Origin of the sequence: Stenotrophomonas sp. SrG (assembly GCF_050031795.1) — a bacterium.
GTDB lineage: Bacteria > Pseudomonadota > Gammaproteobacteria > Xanthomonadales > Xanthomonadaceae > Stenotrophomonas > Stenotrophomonas rhizophila_A.
Genome location: NZ_JBNBBE010000001.1, coordinates 135,141 through 158,511, shown reverse-complemented (window position 1 = coordinate 158,511; position 23,371 = coordinate 135,141). Strand labels below are relative to the sequence as shown.

The window sequence follows — 23,371 nt, the reverse complement described above, 5'->3', positions numbered from 1 at the left end:
GGATGCGTACTGCTGCGACCGTCTCGCTGTGCCTGGGGCTGTGCACCGCCCTGCTGCTTCCGCCGAGCTGGGCCAAGGCCCCGGTAACGCCGCAAACCCACAGCGAAACGGGCACGCTGCAGGGCGCCCCCTGGCGCATCGACGTGCCGGCCCACTGGAACGGCGAACTGGTGATGTACGCCCATGGCTTCGAGCCGGTCGGAACGCCGCGCCCGGACCCCTGGCCGGGCAACCCGTGGAGCGAGGCGCTGGTCAAGGCCGGCTATGCAGTGGCGCAGAGTGGGTACGCCGACCAGGGCTGGGCCGTGCGCGAAGCCATCGATGACCTTGAGCGGCTGCGCGCGCAGTTCATGGCCCGCCATCCAGACACGAAACGCAGCTGGATCCTGGGCTTTTCGATGGGGGGCGCGGTGGCGATCGGAACGTTGGAACGGATGCCGGAGCACTACAGCGGTGGCATCTCGATGTGCGGCGCCAACCTGCCCGGCGATGTGCTGGCCGCCGAAGTGCTCACCTCGCTGGTGGCGTTCGAGTACTTCTTCCCTGGCGCCAACGGCCTGCCCGAGGATGGGTTGAGCTCGGCTGCCGCTGCGACGTTGCCGCAGGGGGAGATGGTCGACGCCATCACCGCTGCCGTGCAGTCCCGCCCGGAGGCAGCCGCAGTACTGGCAAAACGCCTGGAGCTGAAGGTGGATGAGCTGGCTGGCACCCTCAGCCTGCATGCCCTGGTGTTCCAGCAGCTGGTCAAGATCAGCGGCGGCCTTCCGGTCAGCAACAAGGACACGGTATATGCCGGCTTTGGCGACGACAAAGCGTTCAACGCCGGCGTCCGGCGCATTGCCGCGGATCCCGAGGCAAACGCGAAGCTTGACCGCGACCTGCGCCTGACCGGTGCGCTGCGCCGGCCGCTGCTGCTGCAGTACAACCTTAACGACCCGTCCGTGACGCCCCGCTTCGAGCCGGTCTACCCGGCACTTGCCGCCAAGGCTGGCGCGACGCCCCAGCCGAGGACGCTACCGCCCACCGGCGAAGGACATTGCGCGTTTACGCCCGAACAGATTGTGGAAGCGGTGTCGATTCAAAGCCGCTCGTTGCCTGCGCGCCCCACTGGCGAAGCGCGGCGCCCCTGAGCGACTGCTGGCCGCAACCCGAGGGGCAGCGCAGCACGCGTGCGGCCGAGGTGCTGACGAAGCCCTCGCCTTCCTGCGCCTTGAACACCACTTCGCACGACAGGCAGCGCGCCACCATCGAGTACAAGTGCACGATGCGCCCACTGCACGGGTCCTGCAACGCGTTCACATCCAGTAGTTCGAACTGGCAGCTGTCCGGCAGCGGGCGGCGCGGAAGCGGGAGGGGCATGGAGGTCTGCAGGTTCACGCTATGGGCGCCGTCGGGGAATGGCAGTCACTGTAGGCAGCGCGGTGTGGAGCGCGCGTGCAGCCGGCATGCAGTGCGCGCGAAAGGCGTGCCGGTACTACGCCTCTCCCAATGCGCCCTTGCCTGCAGGGGTCAGGTCGATATCGCTGTCTTCGGCCTGCACCGCCAGACCTTCGGCGACGGCCCAGGTGGCATCGTCGGCTGACACAGGGTCGGTCGCCTCGATGGCCCGAAGAATGGCAAGTTGCTTGTCGGTCAGTGGCATGGTCGGCGTTCCGTAAGGGGGTGAGCCGACTCTACTTCGGGTAGAGCAACGTGACCGTGAACCGGACCCCCCAGTCCGGCCCGCCACGCGGGCCATCCAGGTAGGCGCGCACGCCGCCCTGGTAGCTGATCATCTGGCTGCCCAGCTTGCTCACCTTGGAGTACTGGATGTTGAGCGGCACGGTCCACTGGCTGGCCTTCCAGTCGTAGGTGGACTCGATGTTGAAGGCCAGCGTGCGGCCGCCCGGGAAGGCCTTGGCCAGGAACGGCTGGACAAAGGTGTTGCTGATGTCGCGCCGGCGCGAGCCGCTGCCGGCGATGTCCGAGATGTGGTTCACCAGCGCGCCCACGGTCCAGCTCTTGTCCTGCTTGAGCAGCACGAAGGTGGGACCGGCACCCCAGGTATCGGCGCCCAGGTCATCGGTACCGGTTGGCAGCAGCAGCGCTGGCCCGATGCCCCAGACCACGCCGGACGGGCCGGTTTCCTTCGGCGAGAAGAAGAAGCTTTGGGTCACGTCGCCCAGGCCGGCCTGGTCGGTGCCGGGAATCACATCCTTCTGGTAGGCCACCGGCAGGATGGTGCGCGAGATGACATTCCATTCTTCGGAAATGGCAAACGGTGCCACCGGCTGGATGTTGAGCGTATGCCGATAACCGCCATTGGCGTAGCCGTCGTCGTAGTTGTACTGAAACGGGACGCTGATCAGTGCCGCGACGGGGTTGGACAGTTTCTTGGCCAGGGCATCGGCATCCTGCGCCCACGCCGGTTGGCACAGTCCTGCCAGCGCTGCCGCCAGGAACAGCGACACAAAACCATGGCGCCGGCGCAGCGGGCGGGTGCAACGTGGTGAAACAGGCATGGCAAACCCCCAACAGCAACAAGGTGATGGAAGTGCGCTGGCGCACCTGCTCGTAAACGAGCAACCCCGCCGCGAACAGGGCGAACGGGAACAGCATCCGCAGTGCGCGAACGTGCGTTCGAGGATGGCCGATGGCCCCCGGATCTGCTTCGGTACTTCTACCGACCCCCGCCCAGTGATTGATGCATGCCGGCACTGGCACCGGCACCCCGCCCCCACTATCGTAGGCGCCTTTCCTGCCCGGCTCCGCGCACTGATGCACTCCGCCCTTGCCCACCCTGCCGCCTGCGAGAACTGCAGCACCCCGCTGCAGGGCGATTTCTGCCATGAATGCGGCCAGTCCGCCCACAGCCCGGTGCGCAGTTTCGGGCACGCGGTGGAAGAGGTGTTCGAATCATTCTGGCACTTGGATGGGCGCATCTTCCGCACCCTGCACCAGCTGCTGCTGCCCGGCCGGCTGGCGGCCGCCTACCTGGCCGGGCACCGTACCCGCTACATCCCGCCGATCCGCCTGTTCGTGATCCTGAGCGTGCTGACTTTCTTCGTGGCACGGGTGGCGGTGCACGTGGACGCAGGTGCCCTGGTAAGCCAGACGCCCCGCCCGCCGGAAGTGCCGGGTGCGTTCCGTGATGCCACCACCCACGACGAGGTCCAGCAGGTCCGCCGCGCGCTGCTGGCGCCGTTGCAGCAATCGCGTGAGGCAATGCCCGAGTCCCTTCGCGCGCCGATCGACAGTGCCATTGCCAAGGTGGACAGGCAGGCCGCAAAACGCGAGCGCGAACTGAAGGAGCATCCACCGGTCGCGTCCGCGCGCAAGCCCGCCGCGGCCAAACCGTTCACCGTGCAGGACATGGCGACACAGAAGTCAGACCCGGTCGAGATCGGTTTCCTGCCCGGGTTCGCCAACCGCTGGCTGACCGGCCAGGCCGAGATCATCCGCAACAACCTGCCCCGCATCAGCGAACGGCCGCAGCTGCTGGTCAACGCGTTCTTCGGCTCGGTGCCTTCGGCGTTGTTCGTGCTGGTGCCGTTGTTTGCCGTGCTGCTGAAGGTGTTCTACCTGGGCAGTGGAAGGCTGTACCTGGAGCACCTGGTGGTGGCGTTGTACAGCCACGCGTTCCTGTGCGTGGCGCTGCTGGGCATCCTGCTGCTGTCGATGCTGGGTGGGCAGCTTGCCGCCGTGCCTGGCGCGGGGGGTGTCATCGGCCTGCTGATCACGGCACTGCTGCTGTGGATGCCGCTGTATCTCTGGCTGATGCAACGGCGGGTGTACGCACAATCCCGGCTGGTGACCACGCTCAAGTTCGTCGCGCTGGGATGGCTGTACTTCACCGTGGTCACCACCGCGACCGTCATTCTCGCCATTGCCAGCCTTGCCCGGGTCTGATCCGGGCTAAGTAGTTTTACCCAGCCTGCCTGCACCTATTTCGGTGGAGTGCGGATGAGCGCGCCGTCATGCTCTCCGCATCCCTTGCCGCAGGAGGCGAACAATATGGCCATGCCCCGTAACCAGACGCGATCACCGTTCCTTGCCGGCCTCCACCTGGCTGCCCTGTTGATCAGCTTCTGCGCGCTGGTCGCCTGCGGCAAGCGCGAACCGGAAAGCGCCGCCCCAGCGCCCGACCCTGCCTCGACAGCGCAGCCCGCCGCCCCGGCCGCGGCTGATGCCACCCGCGTCAGCGAGCTGCGCGCGACCGCCAAGGATGCCTACATCTGGGGCTACCCGATCGTGGAAGGCTACAAATCCATGTACCAGCAGGCCGTGGATGCCAAGGGTGCGAACTTCCACGCCGGCTTCAACCAGATCGGCAACGTCGCGCAGGTGGCCACCCCGAAGGACACCTCGATCATCACGCCCAACTCGGACACGCCTTATTCGTTCCTGTGGATGGACCTGCGCGCCGAACCGCTGGTCATCAGCGTGCCAGCGATCGATGCCAAGCGCTACTTCTCCGTGCAGCTGATCGACCTGTATACCTATAACTTCGCCTACATCAACCGCGCCGCGACCGACGGCAAGGCCAGCGTGTTCATGGTCGCCGGGCCGGACTGGAAGGGCGAGACACCCAAGGGCGTGCGCGAGGTGTTCCGCGCCGAAACCCAGCTGGCCTATGGCCTGTTCCGCACCCAGTTGTTTTCGCCGTCGGACCTGGACAACGTCAAGCGCCTGCAGGCGCAGTACAAGGTGCAGCCGCTGAGCGCGTTCCTGGGCACGCCGGCACCGCCGCCGGCCCCGCCGATCACCTTCCCGCCGTATGACCCGGAACAGGCCAATGGCCTGGGCTTCTTCTCCTACCTCAACTTCCTGCTGCAGTTCGCGCCCACCGTGGACAGCGAAGCCGCGCTTCGCCAACGGTTCGCGGGAATCGGCATTGAGGCCGGCAAGCCCTTCGATGCAGCCGCGCTGCCGCCGGCCGACCGCGAGGCCATCACCGCAGGCATCGCAGATGCCAACCAGGCACTGGAACAGTTCATCGCCACTGAAATAAACACCGAGAAGGTCTCGAGTGCGGATATGTTCGGCACCCGCGCGGCGCTGAAGGACAACTACCTGTACCGTTTTGCCGGCGCCAAGCTGGGCATCTACGGCAACTCCGCTTCAGAGGCCGACTACCAGAGTTACTTCGTGGATGCGCAGGGCAGGCCCGCCGATGGAAGCCAGCACGACTACGTGCTGCGCTTCGCCAAGGACCAGCTTCCGCCGACCAACGCGTTCTGGTCGGTCACCCTGTATGACGGCAAGAGCAAGCTGCTGGTGGACAACCCGCTGGACCGCTACCTGATCAACTCGGCCATGCTGCCCACGTTCAAGCGGGATGCCGATGGCGGCCTGACCCTGTACATCCAGCAGGCGTCGCCCGGCAAGGACAAGGAATCCAACTGGCTGCCGGCGCCGGCCGGACCGTTCTACGTCATCCTGCGCAACTACAGCCCTGGCCAGACCGTGCTGGACCGCAGCTGGCAGAAACCGGCATTGACGCCGGTTGAGCGCAAGGCCGATTAAGTCCCGGTCAGTGCAATGGCGGGCATCGTCCGGTTGGCATGCCGCCAGCCGGCCGACTGCTGCAGCTGCTGCACCATGTGGCCAAGGAACGCACGGACCCGGGGTGCGACCTGCTTCCCGGGGGCGTACACGGCACTCAGCGGCGAAGTCGCCAGCGCGCAGTTGGGCAGCACTTCTTTCAGGCGCCCTGCGTCGAGGTCATCGGCCACGTCCCAGATCGACTTGCGGGCGATGCCGGCGCCCTGCACCGCCAGGATCTGCGCCGCCTCGCCATCGTCGCAGAGCGTACTAGCGTCCAATGGAAACGCGATGGTGCCGCCGGGCTGCGCGAACACCCATTGCGATACCGGCGGGCTGCCCGAGGCGATCAGATCGTGGCCGTGCAGGTCGTCGATGCTCGACGGCGTGCCACGCCGTTGCAGGTAGTCCGGTGAGGCGCAGAGGATGCGCCGGTTCGGCGCAAGTTCGCGCGCCACCAGACGGGAATCGTCCAGCGCGCCATAGCGCAGCGCCAGCTCCACGCCTTCGCCGACCAGGTCCACCAGCTCATCGCGCAGCGACAGGTGCACGCGCACCCCGGGATGCGCCTGCTGGAAGCTGCGCACCGCCGGCACCACATGACGGCGTCCGAATCCATTGGGCGCGGTGAGCTTGAGCACGCCGGCCACCACGTCCTGGCGCTGTTCCAGCGCCGCCTCGGCCGCTTCCACCGCATCCAGCACGCGGCGGCAGTGCAGGTGGAACAGGCTGCCCTCATCGGTGAGCGAGGCGCGTCGCGTGCTGCGATTTAACAGCCGCACCTGCACGCGACGCTCCAGTGCGGTGAGCCGCTTGCTGACCACGGCGAGCGAGATGCCCAGGTCGCGCGCGGCGGCGGACAGGCTGCCGCCATGCACGATGCGGTCGAAGGTGCGCAGCTCGTTGAGGTCGTCGATCACGCCGATGTTTCCAGTTTGGCAAGAGTTCCTTTCCCATATTGCCATTACGGAAACAGTCGCACATCCACACAATGGTCGCATTCATGCCAGCCGCGGAAGGGCCGGCCGCATTCGGCGAGCACGCTGCCGCGACAGGACCCGCGCCATGCTCAGCCACAGCCACCCGCCAGGTAGCCACACAATGAAAGATGATGCCGACCAGAACCGGCCGACGCTGACCCGTCGCCGCTTCTTCCAGGGCCTTACCCTGCTCCCCGTCGCCGCCGCCCTGCCCGGCTGCGCCCCCGGCACCCCCACCGGGACCGGCACCGGGAGCGGCACCCCGGCTACCCCGGCCGCCAAGGACTACACCCCCGAATTCTTCAACGCGGCCGAGTGGGCGTTCATCACCGCCGCCTGCGACCGCTTGATCCCCTCCGATGAAACCGGCCCCGGCGCGGTGGAATCGGGCGTGCCCGAGTTCCTCGACCGCCACATGCAGACCCCCTACGCGGCCGGCGCGATCTGGTACATGCAGGGTCCCTTCCTGGAGGCTCCCAGCGAGTTCGGCTACCAGGGCAAGCTGGCCCTGCGTGACATCCTGAAGGTCGGCATCGATGCCTTCGATGCGCACTGCCGCAGCCAGTTCGATGGCAAGACCTTCGCCCAGCTGAGCCACGAACAGCAGGAAGCCCTGCTCAAGGCGGCCGAGGGCGGCAAGCTGGAGCTGGAGGCGATCTCCAGCAAGCTGTTCTTCTCCAACCTGCTGGGCGAAGTGAAGAACGGCTACTTCGCTGATCCCAAGTACGGCGCCAACAAGGATATGGCCGCCTGGAAGATGATCGGTTACCCAGGCATGCGCGCGGACTACATAGACTGGATCAGCGTCCGCGACAAGGCCTACCCCCTGCCGCCGGTGGATCTGTCCGGGCGGAGGGGCTGAGGCATGGCAATCACGAAACCGAAAGTGGATGCGGTCATCGTCGGCATGGGCTGGACCGGGGCGATCCTGGCCAAGGAACTTACCGATGCCGGCCTGCACGTGGTGGCGCTGGAACGTGGCGGCGACCGCGATACCCAGCCTGATTTCGCCTACCCGAAGGTGGTGGACGAGCTCGAAGGCTCGGTGCACCGCAAGTACCTGCAGAGCCTGAACCAGGAAACGGTGACGGTGCGGCACACCCTGGCCGATACCGCCGTGCCCTACCGGCAGATGGGCTCGTTCAAGCCCGGCACCGGCGTGGGCGGCGCGGGCAGCCACTGGTCCGGCGCGCACTTCCGGCCGCTGCCGGAAGACCTGATCCTGCGCACCAACGTGGAAGAGCGCTACGGCAAGAACTTCATCCCGGCGGACATGACCATCCAGGATTTCCCGGTCACCTACGCCGAACTGGAGCCGCATCTGAACATGTTCGAGCTGGTGTGCGGCACCTCCGGCAAGGCCGGCGTGATCAACGGCGTGGTGCAGGAAGGCGGCAATCCGTTCGAAGGCTCACGCTCGGGCGAGTATCCGCTCGGCCCGAACCCGAACTACCTGGGCGGCGAGCAGTTCTACAAGGCGGCCAAGGAAATGGGCTGGCACCCTTACCCGATTCCGGCCTCCAATGCCTCCGGCCCGTATGTGAACCCGTACGGCTGCCAGCTGGGCCCGTGCAATGCGTGTGGTTTCTGCAGCGACTACGGCTGCCTCAACTACTCCAAGGCCAGCCCGAACGCCTGCATCCTGCCGGTACTGCGCCAGCGCCCGAAGTTCGAGCTGCGCACGCATTCGCAGGTGCTGCGGGTGAACCTGGACAGCACCAAGGCCAAGGCCACCGGCGTGACCTACCTGGATGCGCAGGGCCGTGAAGTGGAGCAGCCGGCCGATATGGTGCTGCTGTGCGCGTTCCAGCTCTACAACGTGCACCTGATGCTGGTCTCCGGCATCGGTGAAGCCTACGACCCGCAGACCAACACCGGCACCGTGGGGCGCAACTACTCCTACCAGAACCTCAACCGGGTGGTGCTGTTCTTCGACAAGGACGTGCAGGCCAACGGCTTCATCGGCATCGGGGGCGCGGGTACCACCATGGACGACCTCAACGGCAACCAGCTGGACAACGCCAAGGCCGGCTTCGTCGGTGGCGGCCTGGTCTGGGCGCGGCAGCCCGGCGCCGGCCCGGTGCGCGGCATCAACGTGCCCTCCGGCACGCCGAACTGGGGTGCGGCGTGGAAGAAGGCGGCGGCCGACAACTTCCGTCACAACTTCTATTACGAGGTACAGGGTGCGTGCATGTCCTACCGGCAGCACTACCTGAGCCTGGACCCGAACTACAAGGACTCCTTCGGCCGCCCGCTGCTGCGCATGACCTTCGATTGGCACCCCAACGAGATCAAGGCATCGCAGTTCTTCGTGGACCAGGCCATGCAGATGAGCCGCACGCTCAATCCGCTGTCGATGAGTGGTGACGCCAAGAAGAACGGCGAGCACTACAACATCACCAAGTACCAGAGCACGCACACCTGCGGCGGCGCGATCATGGGCGCAGACCCGAAGACCTCGGCGTTGAACCGCTACCTGCAGAGCTGGGACGTGCCGAATGTGTTCGTGATCGGCGCCAACGCCTTCCCGCAGAACAACGGCTACAACCCCACCGGACTGGTGGGCGGGCTGGCGTACTGGGCGGCCAAGGCCATCCGCGAGAAGTACCTGCCCGATCCGGGCCCCCTGGTCCAGGCCTGAGGAGGCGCGCATGAAAAAGCTTCTTCTCTGGATCGTGGTGATCGGCCTGGTGGTCCTGCTTGCGGCCCTGGCCTATGCCTTCATTCCCACCAAAACCCGCGTGCTGGCCGATGGGCCTGCGGCCGATGCTGCCCTGATCGAGCGCGGGCGCTACCTGGCAGCGGCCGGTGACTGCACCGCCTGCCACACCAAGCCGGGCGGCAAGCCGTTTGCCGGCGGGCTGCCGGTGGCCTCGCCGCTGGGCAACATCTACAGCACCAACATCACCCCGGACAAGGAAACCGGCATCGGCGCGTACTCGCTGGACGACTTCGACCGCGCGGTGCGGCACGGCATCGCCCCCGACGGCCGCACGCTGTACCCGGCCATGCCGTACCCCTCCTACGCGCGTATCACCGATGACGATGTACGGGCGCTGCACGCCTACTTCCTGCACGGCGATATCGCGCCGGTGCATCAGGAAAACCGGGGCGTGGACATCACCTGGCCGCTGTCGATGCGCTGGCCGCTGGCGATCTGGCGCAAGACCTTCGCCCCCGACGCGGAAGCGGTGGCATTTGATCCGAGCCACTACAGCGACCCGCAGCTGGCACGCGGTGCCTACCTGGTACAGGGCCTGGGCCACTGCGGCAGCTGCCACACGCCGCGTGGCTTCGCGCTGCAGGAAAAGGCACTGGACGAATCGGGCACGGCGTATCTCTCCGGCGGCCAGGTGATTGACGGCTGGAACGCGGTGAACCTGCGCGGCAACGCGGCCGATGGCCTGGGCCGCTGGTCCGAGCAGGACATCGTGGACACCCTGCGCACCGCCCGCAATGCGCACAGCGCGGTGGTGGGCACGCCGATGGCCGACGTGGTCCGGCACAGCACGCAGAAACTCACCGACGAGGACCTGAAGGCGATCGCCGTGTACCTGAAGCAGTTGCCGGCCCGTGCGCATGATCCTTCTGCGTACACCGCCAGCGATGCCACCGCGCGCAAGCTGCAGACCGGCATCAACGACAGCCGCGGCGCCGAGCTTTTCGTCGACAACTGCGCGGCGTGCCACCGGACCGATGCCAAGGGCTACACGGATGTGTTCCCGGCCATCGCCGGCAACCCGACCGTGCTGGCCGATGACCCGACCTCGGTGATCCGCCTGCTGCTGGCCGGCAGCGAACTGCCCTCCACCGCCGTGCGTCCGTCCAACCTGGGCATGCCCGGGTTCGCCGAGCGCCTGTCGGACACCGAGATCGCGCAGCTGGCGACCTTCATCCGCCAGGACTTCGGCAACAAGGCCGGCGCGGTGACCGCTGACCAGGCCAAAAAGGTCCGCCAGCACCTGCAGGACGAAGCCAAGGCGGCCAAGGACGCGCACGATCCCACTGCGGCCCGTGGCGGCGAAGACGCGGAATAACCCGGCGGTTCAGGCCCCGCCTGCACGAATCCCCCGGATCGGGGAGAATAGCGGCCCTCCGAGCGCCCCTGCCCTGCAACGGCAGGGGCCGCTCCCCCGCGGTTGACGGCCTTGCCGGCCGCCCTCCCGCCGCTACCTCCGGATCCAACGTGAACGCCATCGCTTCTTCTCCCGCCGACGCCCTGCCCCAGGACGAGCCGCCCCTGACCGACCGCCTGCGCGCCGCGCTGGACCTGCTGGAGGCGATCGAGGCCGACCGCGCCGTGCTGGATACGCTGCCGGAAGACGACCGCGTGCGTTTCCACCAGGTCGTGGCGAAGGTCTACCACCCCGAACCCAAGGCACGCCGGGCGATGCTCAAGCAGCAGGCCAAGGTTCGCCACCAGGAAAAGGTCCGCAAGGCCGAAGCGCTGCTGGAACAGACCGGCATCCGCGCCCTGCGCCGCAAGCCGGTGTTCAGCACGCCGAACTACTTCCCGCCGCACAAGGCCGGCCTGCACGACGCGCACAACGGTGAGAACGCAGAAGCCACGCCCGAGCCGGTGCATTCGCCGGAACTGCGCCACTGCTATGTGTGCAAGCAGAAGTTCACCCAGCTGCACCACTTCTACGACCAGATGTGCCCGGCCTGCGCCGAGCTGAACTTCATCAAGCGCACCGAAACCGCCGACCTGCGCGGCCGCGTTGCGCTGCTCACCGGCGGCCGGGTCAAGATCGGCTACCAGGCGGGCCTGAAGCTGCTGCGCGCCGGCGCCGAACTGATCGTGACCACGCGCTTCCCGCGCGATTCGGCCGCACGCTATGCCGAAGAGCCGGACTTCGCCGAATGGGGCCACCGCCTGCAGGTGTACGGCCTGGACCTGCGCCACACCCCCAGTGTGGAAGCGTTCTGCAACGAGCTGCTGGCCACCCGCACGCGGCTGGACTTCATCATCAACAACGCCTGCCAGACCGTGCGCCGCCCGCCGCAGTTCTACGCGCACATGATGGCCGGCGAAACCGCCGCCCTGCACGACCTGCCGGAAACGATCCGCAAGCTGGTGGGCCAGTACGAAGGGCTGCGCAGCCCCGAGATGCTGGGCCTGGGTTCGGATGCCAACGTGCCGTCGCTGCAGGAGCAGGCGCTGGTGGGGGCCGATGGCCTGACCCGCGCCGCCGAACTCTCGCAGGTGCCGTTGCTGGCCGACGAACTGCTGGGCCAGCAGCACCTGTTCCCCGAAGGCCGGCTGGACCAGGACCTGCAGCAGGTGGACCTGCGCGGGCGCAATTCTTGGCGCCTGCTGATGGCCGAAGTGCCGTCGGTGGAACTGCTGGAAACGCAGCTGGTCAACGCCATCGCCCCCTTCATCATCAACGCGCGCCTGAAGCCGCTGATGCTGCGTTCGCCCGAGCGCGACAAGCACATCGTCAACGTGTCGGCGATGGAGGGGCAGTTCTACCGCAACTTCAAGACCACCCGCCACCCGCACACCAACATGGCCAAGGCCGCGTTGAACATGATGACGCGCACCTCGGCGGCCGATTACCAGAACGACGGCATCCACATGAATTCCGTGGATACCGGCTGGGTCACCGACGAGGATCCGGCAGAGATCGCCGCGCGCAAGGTGGAGGAAGAACGCTTCCACCCGCCGCTGGACATCGTTGATGGCGCCGCGCGCATCGTCGACCCGATCATCCACGGCTTCAACACGGGTGAGCACGTGTGGGGCCAGTTCCTGAAGGACTACGCGCCCACCGATTGGTGAGGCGCGCAAAGGCGCCGGCAGGATGCTGGCGTCTTCATGTCGCAATGTATCTGATGCGAATGATTCGTGATACGATTGTTAAAGTTGTTTGAACAACGCACACGGACGTCCCAGCCATCGCCAGCGGACCCTCTTACTCAGGAGTTTGCTCGATGCACGTTTCCTCCCCCCGTTCTGCTCACGCCGCCGCCGTTCTGGCCGCCGCGATCACCCTCGCCCTCTCCCCCCAGGCCCATGCGGCCGCTGATGCCGCGGGCGACGCCAAAAACATGGACACGGTAGTGGTCACCGCCACCGGTGCCCAGCAGTGGATCAAGGACGCCCCGGCCAGCATCAGCGTGATCACCCGCCAGGAAATCGAGCGCAAGCCGGTGACCAGCATCGGCCAACTGCTCAGCACGGTGCCGGGCGTGACCGGTGGCTACGCGCTGTCTGGTGCGCAGTCGAAGATCCGCCTGCGTGGCCTGCCCGAGCAGTACACCCTGATCCTGATCGACGGCCGCCGCCAGGGCAATTCCTCCGGCGTGAACTACCGCGATGACCTGGGCCCGCAGGATCTGAACTGGCTGTCGCCGGACATGATCGAACGCATCGAAGTGGTGCGTGGCCCGATGTCGTCGCTGTACGGCTCCGACGCCATGGGCGGGGTGATCAACATCATCACCCGCAAGATCGCCCCGGAATGGGGTGGCTCGGTCACCTTCAACTACAGCAAGCCCGATTCGTCCACGCGCGGCAACACCACCCAGATGGGCGCGCTGTTCAGCGGCCCGCTCACGGAAAACCTGGGCCTGCGCATCGGCGCAAACGTGACCGATCGCGAATCCGATCGTGGTCGTGGCCAGACCCCGGGCACCAAGGCCGAGAACGCCAACGCACTGCTCAACTGGGCGATCAACGGCGACCACACCATGGGCTTCGAAGCCATCCATGGCGTGCAGCGCAACAGTGGGGGCGGCGATGTCGGCGCATGGGGCCTGTCCAAGCTGGTGCACACCGGTTACGCGGTAACCCATGACGGCCGCTATGGCGATGCCAGCACTTCGAAATCCACCCTGACCCAGAACGATTACGAGGACAAGGGCAGCCAGGTCGGCAACCACGCCAAGGAAACCGTGTTCGATACCGCGTTCGCCACCGGTTTCCACCTGGGCTTCGAGCACCGCTTGAACGTGGGTGGCCAGTGGAAGCGCGAAGAACTGCAGAACACCGACACCATCGGCACCGTGCCGGTGACCTGGAGCGGCAGCGGCCGGATCAGCCCGACCAACGAGGCCGATTCGTGGGCGCTGTTCGCCGAAGACCACATCACCCTGCATGAGCGCTTCACGCTCACCCTGGGCCTGCGCTGGGACAACACCGAAAACTACGACGACAACCTGAGCCCGCGCATCTACGGCGTGTGGCACCCGTCCGATGACTGGACCGTGCGCGGTGGCGTATCGCAGGGCTTCCGTGCGCCGAACCTGAAGCAGGGCAGCGCGGGTGCCGCCACCCAGTCCGGCGGCAACGGCTGCCGCAGCCTCACCGTGGAAGGCTGGACCAACCGCTCGGTCAGCGCCGATGGCACCACCGGCTGCTACATGGCCGGCAACCCGAACCTGGAACCGGAAACCAGCACCAACTACGAGCTGGGCGTCGGCTTCGACCGCGGCGGCTGGTCGGCCTCGGCCACTTACTTCCTCACCGATTTCGACGACAAGATCGAGCAGGTGCCGCTGCGTGAGATTGCCGGCTACGACTCCAGCTTCGTCAACGGTTTCTGGTGGACCGTTGCGCAGAACATCCAGAAGGCGCGCACCCGCGGCGTGGAAGCCAGCCTCACCGTGCCCCTGCACGAGCGCCTGAGCTGGACCACCAACGCCACCCGCATGCTGGAATCGAAGAACCGCACCACCGGCGCGAACCTGCTGGTGGTGCCGAAGATCACCGCCAACACCTCACTGGACTGGCAGGTGACCGAGGCGTGGTCGTTGAACCTGAGCGCGCAGCACATCGGCGAACAGCTGGTCTCCAGCACCAGCTCCACGTTCGCCAAGGCGTACACCACGTGGGACCTGGTGACCGGGTTAAACGTCAACGAGAACCTGACCCTCCGCGCAGGCGTGCTGAACGCCGGCGACGTCTCCACCATCGACGAAGGCAACAACTACGACGGCGGTGCGCGCACCTTCTTCGTGGGCGCTACTGCGCGGTTCTGATCCCGCGCCGAGGACGCGGCCACCCCGAGGTGGCCCGTCCGTCCCATTCATCAGTGCCGGGCTACTGCCTGTCGAGTCCGCAGATGTCCACGGAAGCAACGCCAGTCACGGCGTTGACAGTAGTTCGCGCAATCACGCGTGCATTCTCTCTTTGCTCGCCAGGAACATAGAGTACAAAAACACGATCATCGCCTTCGAAGAGCGTGGTCAAGGCCAGCGAATTCCGCATTTCATCCGGAATCACGTACGCCTCAAGCTCCTTCTGCGTCAGGCGTCGCGCGATCTCTCGCAACTCGTCGACATGAATGGGCTTGATCGGAGCTCTCCTTCTTTGGGGCGCTACTGCGCAGTCCCGATCCCGCTCCGGGGCCGAGGCCACCCGCTGAGGTGGCCCGTCTTCCATCGCCACAGGGCATAGGCCAGGAAGGCAAATACCACTGCTACGCTCACCAGGTCCATCCGGCCACTGGTTCCGTACGTGACCAGGTACTGGATCAGGTAGGCGGCGAAGAATACGGCCGAAAGCTTGCGCCCGAACGCCAGGAAGATGCCGCCGAGCGCCAGTGAGAATGGCATCACCAGCTTTCCGCCAAGTTCCACCAGGGGCGAATTCGCAATACCAACGTTCTTCACCATCTCCAGCACCGCCAACCACACCGCCAGGAACTGCATCGCGCAGAACAGCGCGATGAGGATGGCGATGGTCAGGTGTGCCCTGCCCGGCCACGGTGATGCCCGCACGACCTGCTCGGTGCCCGGCACCTGATACGGATTGCTCATGGAGTCCCTCCCCTGTTTGGCGGAGCGTACCACGCCGAATGGGGAGTAAATCGTCAGAGCTTCATGTTGAATCCAAGGTACAACGAACGCCCCGCAGCCGGTGAGAACATCGGCTGCGGCTGCTCCCAGAAGAAGCTGTCGTACCACGCATAGTCGTACTTCCGGTCGGTGGCGTTCTTCATCTGCACATCCACGCTCCAACGAGGGTTGATGTCATAGCGGGCACTCAGGTCGAGCACGGCGAAACCGCCGTACTTGCCGGCCACATTGCGCTCTTCCAGGTAGTAGTCTCCCTGCGCCCTGCCCTGCAGCCCGAACTGCAGTGCTTCGGTAGCCTGGTAATCCAGGCCGATGTTGCTGATGTAACGTGGGGTGGCGGCGACTTCGCGGCCCTCCAGCGACACGCTGGCATCGCGACCATCGCGCTCGATCTTCGCCTCCTGGTACGCGTGGGACGCCCATACCGTCCACTTCTCGCCCACCTGCGCGCTGATCTGCGCATCCACGCCACGGCGGCGGGTCTTGCCCAGGGTCACGGTGGTGCCGGTGGCGGGCATGTTGGAGACCTCGTTGGCCGCATCCTGCTGCCATACCGCGATGCGTGCCTGGCTGCCGGCGAACGGGCTGAACTTCATGCCCAGCTCCATGCCGGTGTTGGTGGACGGGCTCATGGCGCCCTGCCCCGGCGTGAGGTAAGCCGGCGCCGTGGAGCCGGTCAGCACCTGGAAGGTGCGGCCCCAGTTGGCGTAGACGTTGGTGCTGTCGGTGAAGGCATAAACCACGCTCAGCTTGGGCTGCTCGATGGTGCCGTAGCGCTGCAGCGGGCCGGTGATGCCGCCCGGCAACCGGGTATCTCCATCAAAACGGTCCACCCGGTAGGCCGGCACGATCTTCAGCGCCTCGATGGGCTGGTAGATCCCCTGCACATACGCGCCGTAGTTGTCGAAGGTGTGGCGGTCGTTGTTCTGCACGCGTGCCGGGGTAGCGCTGAAGTCGGTGGGCTCGGCGTAGCTGAATCGCTCGCGGACGTAACCGTTGTCCTGGCGCTCGACATTCACCCCGCCTTCCAGCGTAAGCGTGGCGCCGGGCTGCCAGGTCAGCGTGGTGAGCATGCCCGTCTGCTTTTCGTCCCACACACGGCGCTGGCGCGGCGCATTGCCGGTGCGCAGGTCGCTGAAGGTTACCCGGCGGTCATCTTCGTAGCGGTTGTAGTAGAGCCTGCTGCCCAGGAACAGGGTGTCGGCCAGCTTGAGGTCCATGTGCACGCCGATCTGGCGCATGTCGCGGTCGTCGCCATCGCTGGCGTTGCGCAGCTGCGAGCCACGGCGGTCGGTACGGAGTTCTTCAGCCGTCATGAAGCCCGGCTCCTCGGCTTCGTGGTGGTAGGCGCGTGCGGTGAGGCCGATGCGCATGCCGTCGTCGAGGTTTCCGTAGAACCACTTGCCGCCGATGGCGTACTTGCGTGAGCTGTCATGGTCACGGTACCCATCCGAAGCCTGGGTGCCGATGAAGTAGTTCTGCGCAAACCCGTTGCTCTCACGGCCAACGGCCAACTGCGCATCGCGGGTCTTGTAGCTGCCGTAGCCGAACCGTCCGTCGATGTAGTTGCCGCCTTGGCGCGTGCCGAAGTTCACGTTGCCGCCAATGTTGTGCAGGCCATAACGCGGGTCGTTGGTGCCACGCACCACTTCGATGAAACTGATTTCGAGCGGAAAGAGCATGTCGATGAAACGCTGGTTGCCGCTGTTGACGTTGCTGGGCACGCCGTCGATCAGCGTCTTGATCGCATTGAGATAGCCCTCGCCATTGAAGGCGCGGAAGCTGACCTTGCCCGATTCGGCACCCTGGCGGGTTTCCGTGAGCTGGATGCCGGGCATCTGGCCGAGCAGTTCCCAGCTGTGCGAGACGTTCTTGTCTTCGATCTGGTCGGCGCCAAGCACGTCCACGGAGGTCAGCACCTGGTGGGCGGTGAGCTGGCCTTCGGTGTGCTGGTGCACATCGACCTTGCCGAGGGTGAGTGCGGAATCGGACGACTGGGCGCGGGATTCGGGGGCAAAAACGACGGCAGCGACGGCCGTCACCAAGGCAAGGCGTTTCATTTAGAGGAAAGCGTCACAAATCTGGAGGGGAGGCCTGATGCCGGCCTGGGCGCGTAATGTGACACTATAACATTACATCCTCGTAATTCTGCAGCAGCTTCACCAACCGCTTCCGGCCCGATGCCTACGATGGCGGCAGATGCTGCGGAGGAACCCATGACCGAACGTGCACGCCTGCACCAGGAGTTGCTGAGAAGCCAAGCCTTCCTGGAGCAGACCAATACACTGGCCAAGGTGGGCGGCTGGGAGCTGGCGCTGGACACCAATACGCTGTCCTGGACCCGTGAGACCCATTTGATCCATGGCGTACCCGAGGACTTCGATCCGAATGTGGGTGCCGCCCTGTCTTTCTACCCGCAACCGGGCCAAGAGCAGCTGGAGGCAGCGATCGCCGCATGTGCCGCCGATGGCTCGCCCATCGACCTGACGCTTCGCGCAATCACCGCTGCTGGCGAACGCAGCTGGTTGCATATCGTAGGAAAGCGCGTTGAGGACGCGACCGGCGCACGCTTGATCGGCGCCATCCAGGACGTTACGGAACAACGCTCCGCCGTCGATGCACTGGCGCAGAGCGAAGCGCGTTACCGCCGCCTGTTCCAGCACAGCCTGGGCCTGATCTGCACCCACACGCTGTCCGGGGAGATCACGTCCGTGAATCCTGCAGCCTCGCTGTCACTGGGCCGCCCCGAAGCCGAGCTGTTGGGTCGTTCGCTGGCAGAGATCATTCCGCTGGAACGCCAGGATCAGCTCCAGTACTACCTGCAACGCGTCGCGGAGAACCAGAGCGACTCCGGCCTGATGGAGCTGGTGGCAGACGATGGCTCACGCCGCTATTGGGCGTATCACAACGTACTCGACACCGAAGCTGACCCGCCGTACGTGCTGGGCCACGCGCAGGACATCACCACCCAGCACCTGCAGGAGCGCCAGCTGCTGGAAATGGCGATCCGCGATCCGCTGACCCGCTCGTTCAACCGGCGCTACCTGGCCGAACTCGCGCAGCAGCAACTGGAAGCGTGGGGCTGCCTGGTGTTCGACCTGGACCACTTCAAGGAAATCAACGACACCCAGGGGCATGCGCACGGCGACTCGGTGCTGGTCGAGTTCGTGGCGTTCCTTTCCAGCCCGCTGGAAGAGAACGAGGTGGTGGTACGACTGGGCGGCGATGAGTTCCTGGTGTTCGTACCCGGCGCCAGGATGGAGCGGCTGCAGGTACTGGAAGAGACCTACCAGGCGCGCGCCCACCTCGCACCGGTCCGCTTCTCAGGCGGCTGTGCCATCAGCCGCCCCTCCGAGACCGTCGCCGACACCATCAACCGCGCAGACATGAAGCTTTACGAGCGCCGCCGCCGCGAACGACCGGAGTGAATCGAGGCCGAAAACCTACCGCCGACCGACGCCCGCTGGTCACGACTTCAGGTCGTGACCAGCAGTGAGCTTACTGAAACTAATCTTCGTCACGGCTCACCAGTGCCTAAGCGATCACCCTCGACGATGAGGTCGCCGCCTTCACCAACAAGCCTCACTATCGCCGTAATACCGTGATTAAGCTGCTGGAGACTACGCCTCATCACCTCAATGCTTGCTACTTCCAGGGAGACGGACCTCACATTGATGGGCGCTGAGAGCGGACGGCCCATACGTACGTCCTCCACTGTCCGCGGTATGAAGTAAGCAACGCGGAACATGTCCCCAAGCGAAACGGATCCGCCCGCGTTGACGTAGCCGACGAAATTTCTCTCACCATTGCGCCCCGACGTAATGGTGTCAACGAAGAACTCCACGCCCTTCTCCATACCAGTACCCCTGCCTTGATGGGCGCACGATTCCGGAAATTTTATGATGGCGCCGCCCCGCTTCCGCGCACATCGCCCGGTAGATCACGACCGTTGGTCGTGATCCGCCGGCCGACCCCAAACAACCCCGACGAACAATACCGCAGTCCAGGTCCCAAGCCAGCCCACGATCCCCCACCCATCAAATATCTGCTCCATCGGGAATACCGAAATCCAGAAACCGATAACGGCCCAGCAAACCACCAGCAACGGCGCCACGACCTGACCCCGCCACGCCATGAACGCAGCGGCTGGCAGTGAAACGATCGGGAAGAACACGCCGCCACCGAACGGCGCGGCTCCAACCATCGCGAAGAATGCCGCCGCCAGCACCAGCAACCACGCCATCGCCTTGATAAGCATCCTGCATCACTCCTTCCGTCCCATACCGACCACGAAGCCTTAACCTGCCTTGCTTATCCTATCAGCGCGCTGCAGGAACAACGCCCGGCGCATCAATCATTCCGCTCGGCTTGATCGAGGGAAGCAATCGAACACTGCAAAGGAGTCGCAATGAAGAAGCTGTACGCTGCCGTTCTTGCCGGATGCCTGCTGGGCATGAGTTCCCTCGCCTTCGCGGAAGTCGCCAACCTGACCAACAGCGCCGACGGCGCCAATCGCGACGCGGGCATCGCCGCGGTCAAGAAGAAGCTGCAGGACGCCTGCACCGAGCGCAAGGGCACGCCGGATGCAACCTCCTTTGAGGTGGTCTTCGAGAAGACCAGCGAGAACCCGAACGTGCCCAAGCCGTATTACGTCGACGGTAAGATGAAGTGCGATTTGCCATAAGCCATTCAGCACTGCGACAACGCCATCTTTAGTCCCGCCAGCGCCGCGCGCCTTACCTTCCGGGCAGCGGCTGACGGCCATTCCCGCAGTTCATGGATTGCGTCGGCAGCAACCCCTAGCCACATTCTGGATTACCTCAAAGTCCGCGCAAGGTATCGTTGTAGGCACCGCAACTGCATCTCATGAACATTGCGGACTGATTCGGCGCAGTGATCTCAATCAACCCATCGCATCGCTCGCAACGAACCGTAGAAACAGAGCCATCCTTCATAAATTCAGCGAGCGCGGATTCAAACGTCTGGAACGCAGGAACGACCACGTCAGTCATCTTATTGATTCTCCATCCTGTCCATCACGCGCCCAGAGAGTGGGCTTCCAAGGCCGTCATGTCAGCCGAGGGCATCGTTACGCTTTCAATCGCAAATTCCGGAGCGAGTGGCTTTTAGCACTTTAGCGTGCGAGCCGAATGCCTCCTGGTCCTGCAGCGTGTCCAGCCGCTCCTGGTAGCGCTCGCTCGCCTGCCCCCTCAGGATGGCCCGCAACCCGTTGAACACAGAGCCGCGCACTCGCGCCATGGCATAGGCCTGGAACGCTATGCCACGGCCGGGGTCATAGCGGTCGATGGCTCCAGCAACCCCATGTTGGCGTTCTGGTCGATGGCTCCAGCAACCCAATGTTGGCGTTCTGGATGAAGTCATCGCGGTCAGCCGCCAGACGCGGAAAGCGGCGGTCTCGGCCCGCGCGGCGGCGATCAGCGGTGATGAGAGGTGGGTGCGGTCGATCGGCACAGAAAGCTCAATATCGAGGGCTAGTTGGTTCGACCATAGCCGATCAGGAACATCGCTGCCGGGGTTTCGTTGATCGCGACAACTTCACTGGCTACCTGCGAGGTGACGGCGCCGAGCTGTTCCCTGAGCCGACGCATGTCAATGGTAAGCGCGGGGATCGACTGAGGCAGTTCCAACCCTTTGTCCAGTTCACGCAGGCTGTCCTGGATCCGATCCTGGCCTGCGGCACTCAGTGCACGGGCATAGGCTCCCAAGTCATCGACCTGCTCAAGGATCGGTGCAAGCATGTCAGTTGCCTCTTCGTTACGACCTTGACCCATCAGCAACTGGCTGTATTGGAAGCGGGCAATAGAAAGCCCTGGGGCGCTTTCGACCACCTTTCGGAATCCCTGTTCGGCGCGATCGGCCATACCCAGCTGGGCGTGTTGGGCTGCCAACAGATAGATGGCGTACGTGTTCGTCGCGTCGCGCGCCAGCAATGACTTGAGGAGTACCACTGCGTCAGCTTGGAGACCCTTCCCAATTGCATCAACCGAGAGCACCAGCAGTTCATCCACATCAGGAAGTTGGTAGTCCATCTCAGCATTACTTTGAGTTTTTATCGCTGCAGGGATTGGTGCAACCCGGTTGAATCGCACGCATCCTGTCCGCGCAGTCGGTAAGAATGAGTCACTCCACAATTTTTTGCAAAAGATAGACCTGCTCCTTACTGCATGGGAAGCGAGGCGCTGTTAAGGCAGGCGCCGGAAGCATTTACAAATCACGATCCAGGCGCAGGAACTGCAACTACCACTTATGCGACTGCACCCTTTACGCGTACCGGCTTCAACACCTCCTCAAGCGCCTGAAGCTTGTGGCAAGCCGGATTTGTCTCACCTAGATCAAAAAGCGCACGGGACTCCCGCGCCAGCTCTCGCATGTGCACCAGCGCCTCTATAAGCGCCGGGCGACCGTCACCCTGCTCCAAGAGTTGAAACCCGTCTTCAAGATCACTGAACGCAATATCAAGCGTCATGGCAGCGTCATCACGGAAGTCCGGGGCGTACACAATCATGTAGGAGAGCAAACGTAGGACGTCGCGCTTACCCTTACACTTGTAACTCATAAGTGATCTCGGCATAGCAGGATTGGAATTTTGTTGGGTTGCACAATGACGATTGCATTACCGTTCGGGTAAGAGATGAAGTCGCTAATCTGGGGCGTGCTCATTGTCTTGCTCCCTCTCGCCCCATTGATAATAATCCTCTCTGAACGAATCTCAATGTCAGTCCGGCGGTACTTACCACTGACAGACGGATCTCTCAAACGGCGATTGAGCCTGACATCCGCGGCCAGCCCCCTCCTGCTCCACTCACTTCATCAAACTGCGGGTTGCAATGCTGTCCGCGCGGTTGCCGATGGCTGCGTCCACATTTAACTTGGGTGAAATGGTGAATCGACCTGCGTCGTAAGCGGCCTTTGTGTCATTGCATGCGTTGTCGTCGAACCCGCCGAAGCCCTCATCACTCGGCCGGTCACCGAATTGTTGCCGTGCCTGGGCAATACGCTCACACCGACTCTTAAGACAGGCTTGAAGAGGGGCGCAGCCCGCCATTCGAGCGGAATCGCACCCAGCATCAGCTCGCCGATGCCTTCGTACAGCCTGGTCATTTCCTCGCAGCCAGCATTGCGCCACGCTGCCTCGGACGCGACGTAGTCCGCCAATCTCCTTGACCCCAAGGTCAGATGCCTTCAGTGCAACCCCAACGCGTTGCGCAATACGCTACGGGATCCGCGCGTCGATTTCACCTGAAAACTCCCTAAACGGCTCCCTATCGATTATCGTTTCAAATCTAAGCGGGAAGAGGGAAGAGGCTTCAGGAAGACCGAGCTCTGGATTATCAGAAGAAAGTCTCGCCATACTTTCAATCGAGAACTTTGGGAAATTTGCGTTAACGGCATACATCTTCCCATTCGCGAAAATCCCCATTCCAACTCGACCCAGCCCCGAAACATAGCCGTCGAAAGAAAAGCCTTGAGGTGTTGTTACCTTAACTCTGAAGACAAGATCATCGATACTCTCGATCTGTTCATTCAGGTGGATAATAGGCGAAAACTGTTCCGTATCTGGGTCCTGCATCCAGACGGGGAACGCCAGAAAATCGCCATGCTCAATAATTGACTTTGACACTTTCATCGTTCATCTCACCTTATCAATCCAGCGTCTCGCAGTCGCGCTAGAACGCCATTTCGTTCCGCCTTCGTCGCAATCTCAATCGTTCGGCGTTATCCACCGATCGGATTCATTCGTCCATCTTTTGCCAGCATCTGCATAACCAACGCGTCTCGGTCTACGATCTCTACCGGGACATCGTTGAGGTTGGCTTGCTGGAGTGCGTAAAGACGCCGGTTATCCAAGGTGAAATACTTGTCATCAAGATATACTAGGCGGATGGGCTTGCCAATGGAGTCGGGTGACTTCCCGCCCACCAGTTCGGCAATGGTTTTCCGCAAAGTCTGTCCAGTAGAGAAGTTTGGACTGATCGTCGGCTGCCCGAAGCGGATATGCCTGGAGTTTCCCCGATACAGGTCCGGAGCAAAGCCCGGGGCGA

General features: G+C 64.1%; 23 protein-coding genes. 10 read left to right on the top strand and 13 right to left on the bottom strand.

Annotation, left to right across the window (positions count from 1 at the left end; translation table 11 throughout):
- The first annotated feature begins 2 nt into the window (after nt 1-2).
- Nucleotides 3-1,130, top strand: a complete 1,128-nt coding sequence (locus tag ACQG3P_RS00715) for an alpha/beta hydrolase family protein (protein ID WP_426803879.1) — start codon at nt 3-5, stop codon at nt 1,128-1,130.
- On the opposite strand, the gene ACQG3P_RS00710 is transcribed toward ACQG3P_RS00715, so the two are convergent.
- From ACQG3P_RS00710 to ACQG3P_RS00700, 3 genes are all read right to left on the bottom strand, one after another.
- Complete coding sequence (locus ACQG3P_RS00710) at nt 1,045-1,377, bottom strand: hypothetical protein (protein ID WP_426803878.1); 333 nt, start codon at nt 1,375-1,377, stop codon at nt 1,045-1,047. The genes ACQG3P_RS00715 and ACQG3P_RS00710 overlap by 86 nt on opposite strands.
- A gap of 97 nt (nt 1,378-1,474) precedes the next feature.
- On the bottom strand, nt 1,475-1,642 hold the full coding sequence (locus ACQG3P_RS00705) for a hypothetical protein (protein WP_320458983.1): 168 nt from the start codon (nt 1,640-1,642) through the stop codon (nt 1,475-1,477).
- A 31-nt stretch (nt 1,643-1,673) separates the two neighbouring features.
- On the bottom strand, nt 1,674-2,501 hold the full coding sequence (locus ACQG3P_RS00700) for a transporter (RefSeq protein WP_320458984.1): 828 nt from the start codon (nt 2,499-2,501) through the stop codon (nt 1,674-1,676).
- Nucleotides 2,502-2,757: 256 nt separating this feature from the next.
- Here ACQG3P_RS00700 and ACQG3P_RS00695 point away from each other — a divergent pair, with 256 nt between their 5' ends.
- Together ACQG3P_RS00695 and ACQG3P_RS00690 are read left to right on the top strand one after the other, a co-directional pair.
- Nucleotides 2,758-3,888, top strand: a complete 1,131-nt coding sequence (locus tag ACQG3P_RS00695) for a DUF3667 domain-containing protein (protein WP_426803877.1) — start codon at nt 2,758-2,760, stop codon at nt 3,886-3,888.
- A 105-nt stretch (nt 3,889-3,993) separates the two neighbouring features.
- Nucleotides 3,994-5,505 carry a DUF1254 domain-containing protein gene (locus ACQG3P_RS00690; protein WP_426803876.1) on the top strand — a complete coding sequence of 504 codons (1,512 nt, stop codon included), beginning with the start codon at nt 3,994-3,996 and terminating at the stop codon, nt 5,503-5,505.
- On the opposite strand, the gene ACQG3P_RS00685 is transcribed toward ACQG3P_RS00690, so the two are convergent.
- Entirely contained in the window at nt 5,502-6,443 is a 942-nt protein-coding gene (locus tag ACQG3P_RS00685) for a LysR family transcriptional regulator (protein WP_426803875.1), read from the bottom strand. The genes ACQG3P_RS00690 and ACQG3P_RS00685 overlap by 4 nt on opposite strands.
- Before the next feature lie 181 nt (nt 6,444-6,624).
- Here ACQG3P_RS00685 and ACQG3P_RS00680 point away from each other — a divergent pair, with 181 nt between their 5' ends.
- From ACQG3P_RS00680 to ACQG3P_RS00660, 5 genes are all read left to right on the top strand, one after another.
- The gene (locus ACQG3P_RS00680) at nt 6,625-7,365 is read left to right on the top strand and encodes a gluconate 2-dehydrogenase subunit 3 family protein (protein WP_426803874.1); all 741 of its coding nucleotides are present in this window, start codon (nt 6,625-6,627) and stop codon (nt 7,363-7,365) included.
- 3 nt (nt 7,366-7,368) lie between these two features.
- Nucleotides 7,369-9,144: a GMC family oxidoreductase gene (locus ACQG3P_RS00675; protein ID WP_093536449.1), complete on the top strand. Its 1,776-nt coding sequence runs from the start codon at nt 7,369-7,371 to the stop codon at nt 9,142-9,144.
- 10 nt (nt 9,145-9,154) lie between these two features.
- A complete protein-coding gene (locus tag ACQG3P_RS00670) occupies nt 9,155-10,540 on the top strand; it encodes a cytochrome c (RefSeq protein ID WP_426803873.1) in 1,386 nt (461 codons plus the stop codon).
- A 149-nt stretch (nt 10,541-10,689) separates the two neighbouring features.
- Entirely contained in the window at nt 10,690-12,288 is a 1,599-nt protein-coding gene (locus ACQG3P_RS00665; protein WP_426803872.1) for an SDR family NAD(P)-dependent oxidoreductase, read from the top strand.
- Between the two features lie 152 nt (nt 12,289-12,440).
- Nucleotides 12,441-14,489: a TonB-dependent receptor domain-containing protein gene (locus tag ACQG3P_RS00660; protein WP_426803871.1), complete on the top strand. Its 2,049-nt coding sequence runs from the start codon at nt 12,441-12,443 to the stop codon at nt 14,487-14,489.
- A gap of 339 nt (nt 14,490-14,828) precedes the next feature.
- On the opposite strand, the gene ACQG3P_RS00655 is transcribed toward ACQG3P_RS00660, so the two are convergent.
- Both ACQG3P_RS00655 and ACQG3P_RS00650 read right to left on the bottom strand, forming a co-directional pair.
- Nucleotides 14,829-15,269, bottom strand: coding sequence for a hypothetical protein (locus tag ACQG3P_RS00655; RefSeq protein WP_210132609.1), 441 nt, complete (start codon nt 15,267-15,269; stop codon nt 14,829-14,831).
- 53 nt (nt 15,270-15,322) lie between these two features.
- Nucleotides 15,323-17,368, bottom strand: a complete 2,046-nt coding sequence (locus tag ACQG3P_RS00650; protein WP_426803870.1) for a TonB-dependent receptor — start codon at nt 17,366-17,368, stop codon at nt 15,323-15,325.
- A gap of 156 nt (nt 17,369-17,524) precedes the next feature.
- On the opposite strand from ACQG3P_RS00650, the gene ACQG3P_RS00645 reads away from it, so the two are divergent.
- Nucleotides 17,525-18,736, top strand: a complete 1,212-nt coding sequence (locus tag ACQG3P_RS00645; RefSeq protein ID WP_254622176.1) for a sensor domain-containing diguanylate cyclase — start codon at nt 17,525-17,527, stop codon at nt 18,734-18,736.
- 89 nt (nt 18,737-18,825) lie between these two features.
- On the opposite strand, the gene ACQG3P_RS00640 is transcribed toward ACQG3P_RS00645, so the two are convergent.
- Both ACQG3P_RS00640 and ACQG3P_RS00635 read right to left on the bottom strand, forming a co-directional pair.
- A complete protein-coding gene (locus ACQG3P_RS00640) occupies nt 18,826-19,152 on the bottom strand; it encodes a hypothetical protein (protein WP_320458991.1) in 327 nt (108 codons plus the stop codon).
- A gap of 96 nt (nt 19,153-19,248) precedes the next feature.
- A complete protein-coding gene (locus ACQG3P_RS00635) occupies nt 19,249-19,566 on the bottom strand; it encodes a hypothetical protein (RefSeq protein ID WP_426803869.1) in 318 nt (105 codons plus the stop codon).
- 150 nt (nt 19,567-19,716) lie between these two features.
- Here ACQG3P_RS00635 and ACQG3P_RS00630 point away from each other — a divergent pair, with 150 nt between their 5' ends.
- Nucleotides 19,717-19,992: a hypothetical protein gene (locus ACQG3P_RS00630; protein ID WP_426803868.1), complete on the top strand. Its 276-nt coding sequence runs from the start codon at nt 19,717-19,719 to the stop codon at nt 19,990-19,992.
- 136 nt (nt 19,993-20,128) lie between these two features.
- Here ACQG3P_RS00630 and ACQG3P_RS00625 read toward each other — a convergent pair whose 3' ends face one another.
- The 5 genes from ACQG3P_RS00625 to ACQG3P_RS00605 form a co-directional block, all read right to left on the bottom strand.
- Nucleotides 20,129-20,320 (bottom strand): hypothetical protein, encoded by a 192-nt coding sequence (locus ACQG3P_RS00625; RefSeq protein WP_426803867.1) that lies wholly within the window; start codon nt 20,318-20,320, stop codon nt 20,129-20,131.
- 85 nt (nt 20,321-20,405) lie between these two features.
- A complete protein-coding gene (locus tag ACQG3P_RS00620; RefSeq protein WP_426803866.1) occupies nt 20,406-20,780 on the bottom strand; it encodes a hypothetical protein in 375 nt (124 codons plus the stop codon).
- A gap of 20 nt (nt 20,781-20,800) precedes the next feature.
- The gene (locus ACQG3P_RS00615) at nt 20,801-21,358 is read right to left on the bottom strand and encodes a tetratricopeptide repeat protein (RefSeq protein ID WP_426803865.1); all 558 of its coding nucleotides are present in this window, start codon (nt 21,356-21,358) and stop codon (nt 20,801-20,803) included.
- A 215-nt stretch (nt 21,359-21,573) separates the two neighbouring features.
- Nucleotides 21,574-21,795: a hypothetical protein gene (locus ACQG3P_RS00610; protein ID WP_426803864.1), complete on the bottom strand. Its 222-nt coding sequence runs from the start codon at nt 21,793-21,795 to the stop codon at nt 21,574-21,576.
- 747 nt (nt 21,796-22,542) lie between these two features.
- Nucleotides 22,543-22,956 carry a hypothetical protein gene (locus tag ACQG3P_RS00605; RefSeq protein ID WP_426803863.1) on the bottom strand — a complete coding sequence of 138 codons (414 nt, stop codon included), beginning with the start codon at nt 22,954-22,956 and terminating at the stop codon, nt 22,543-22,545.
- Nucleotides 22,957-23,371: the final 415 nt, after the last annotated feature.

Coding starts and splice junctions, on each gene's coding strand:
- ACQG3P_RS00700 (WP_320458984.1), bottom strand. CDS start 2,501: ATGCCTGTTTCACCACGTTGCACCCGCCCGCTGCGCCGGCGCCATGGT.
- ACQG3P_RS00610 (WP_426803864.1), bottom strand. CDS start 21,795: ATGACGCTTGATATTGCGTTCAGTGATCTTGAAGACGGGTTTCAACTC.
- ACQG3P_RS00680 (WP_426803874.1), top strand. CDS start 6,625: ATGAAAGATGATGCCGACCAGAACCGGCCGACGCTGACCCGTCGCCGC.
- ACQG3P_RS00660 (WP_426803871.1), top strand. CDS start 12,441: ATGCACGTTTCCTCCCCCCGTTCTGCTCACGCCGCCGCCGTTCTGGCC.
- ACQG3P_RS00630 (WP_426803868.1), top strand. CDS start 19,717: ATGAAGAAGCTGTACGCTGCCGTTCTTGCCGGATGCCTGCTGGGCATG.
- ACQG3P_RS00695 (WP_426803877.1), top strand. CDS start 2,758: ATGCACTCCGCCCTTGCCCACCCTGCCGCCTGCGAGAACTGCAGCACC.
- ACQG3P_RS00705 (WP_320458983.1), bottom strand. CDS start 1,642: ATGCCACTGACCGACAAGCAACTTGCCATTCTTCGGGCCATCGAGGCG.
- ACQG3P_RS00605 (WP_426803863.1), bottom strand. CDS start 22,956: ATGAAAGTGTCAAAGTCAATTATTGAGCATGGCGATTTTCTGGCGTTC.
- ACQG3P_RS00670 (WP_426803873.1), top strand. CDS start 9,155: ATGAAAAAGCTTCTTCTCTGGATCGTGGTGATCGGCCTGGTGGTCCTG.
- ACQG3P_RS00635 (WP_426803869.1), bottom strand. CDS start 19,566: ATGCTTATCAAGGCGATGGCGTGGTTGCTGGTGCTGGCGGCGGCATTC.
- ACQG3P_RS00715 (WP_426803879.1), top strand. CDS start 3: ATGCGTACTGCTGCGACCGTCTCGCTGTGCCTGGGGCTGTGCACCGCC.
- ACQG3P_RS00690 (WP_426803876.1), top strand. CDS start 3,994: ATGGCCATGCCCCGTAACCAGACGCGATCACCGTTCCTTGCCGGCCTC.
- ACQG3P_RS00645 (WP_254622176.1), top strand. CDS start 17,525: ATGACCGAACGTGCACGCCTGCACCAGGAGTTGCTGAGAAGCCAAGCC.
- ACQG3P_RS00625 (WP_426803867.1), bottom strand. CDS start 20,320: ATGACTGACGTGGTCGTTCCTGCGTTCCAGACGTTTGAATCCGCGCTC.
- ACQG3P_RS00675 (WP_093536449.1), top strand. CDS start 7,369: ATGGCAATCACGAAACCGAAAGTGGATGCGGTCATCGTCGGCATGGGC.
- ACQG3P_RS00655 (WP_210132609.1), bottom strand. CDS start 15,269: ATGAGCAATCCGTATCAGGTGCCGGGCACCGAGCAGGTCGTGCGGGCA.
- ACQG3P_RS00650 (WP_426803870.1), bottom strand. CDS start 17,368: ATGAAACGCCTTGCCTTGGTGACGGCCGTCGCTGCCGTCGTTTTTGCC.
- ACQG3P_RS00615 (WP_426803865.1), bottom strand. CDS start 21,358: ATGGACTACCAACTTCCTGATGTGGATGAACTGCTGGTGCTCTCGGTT.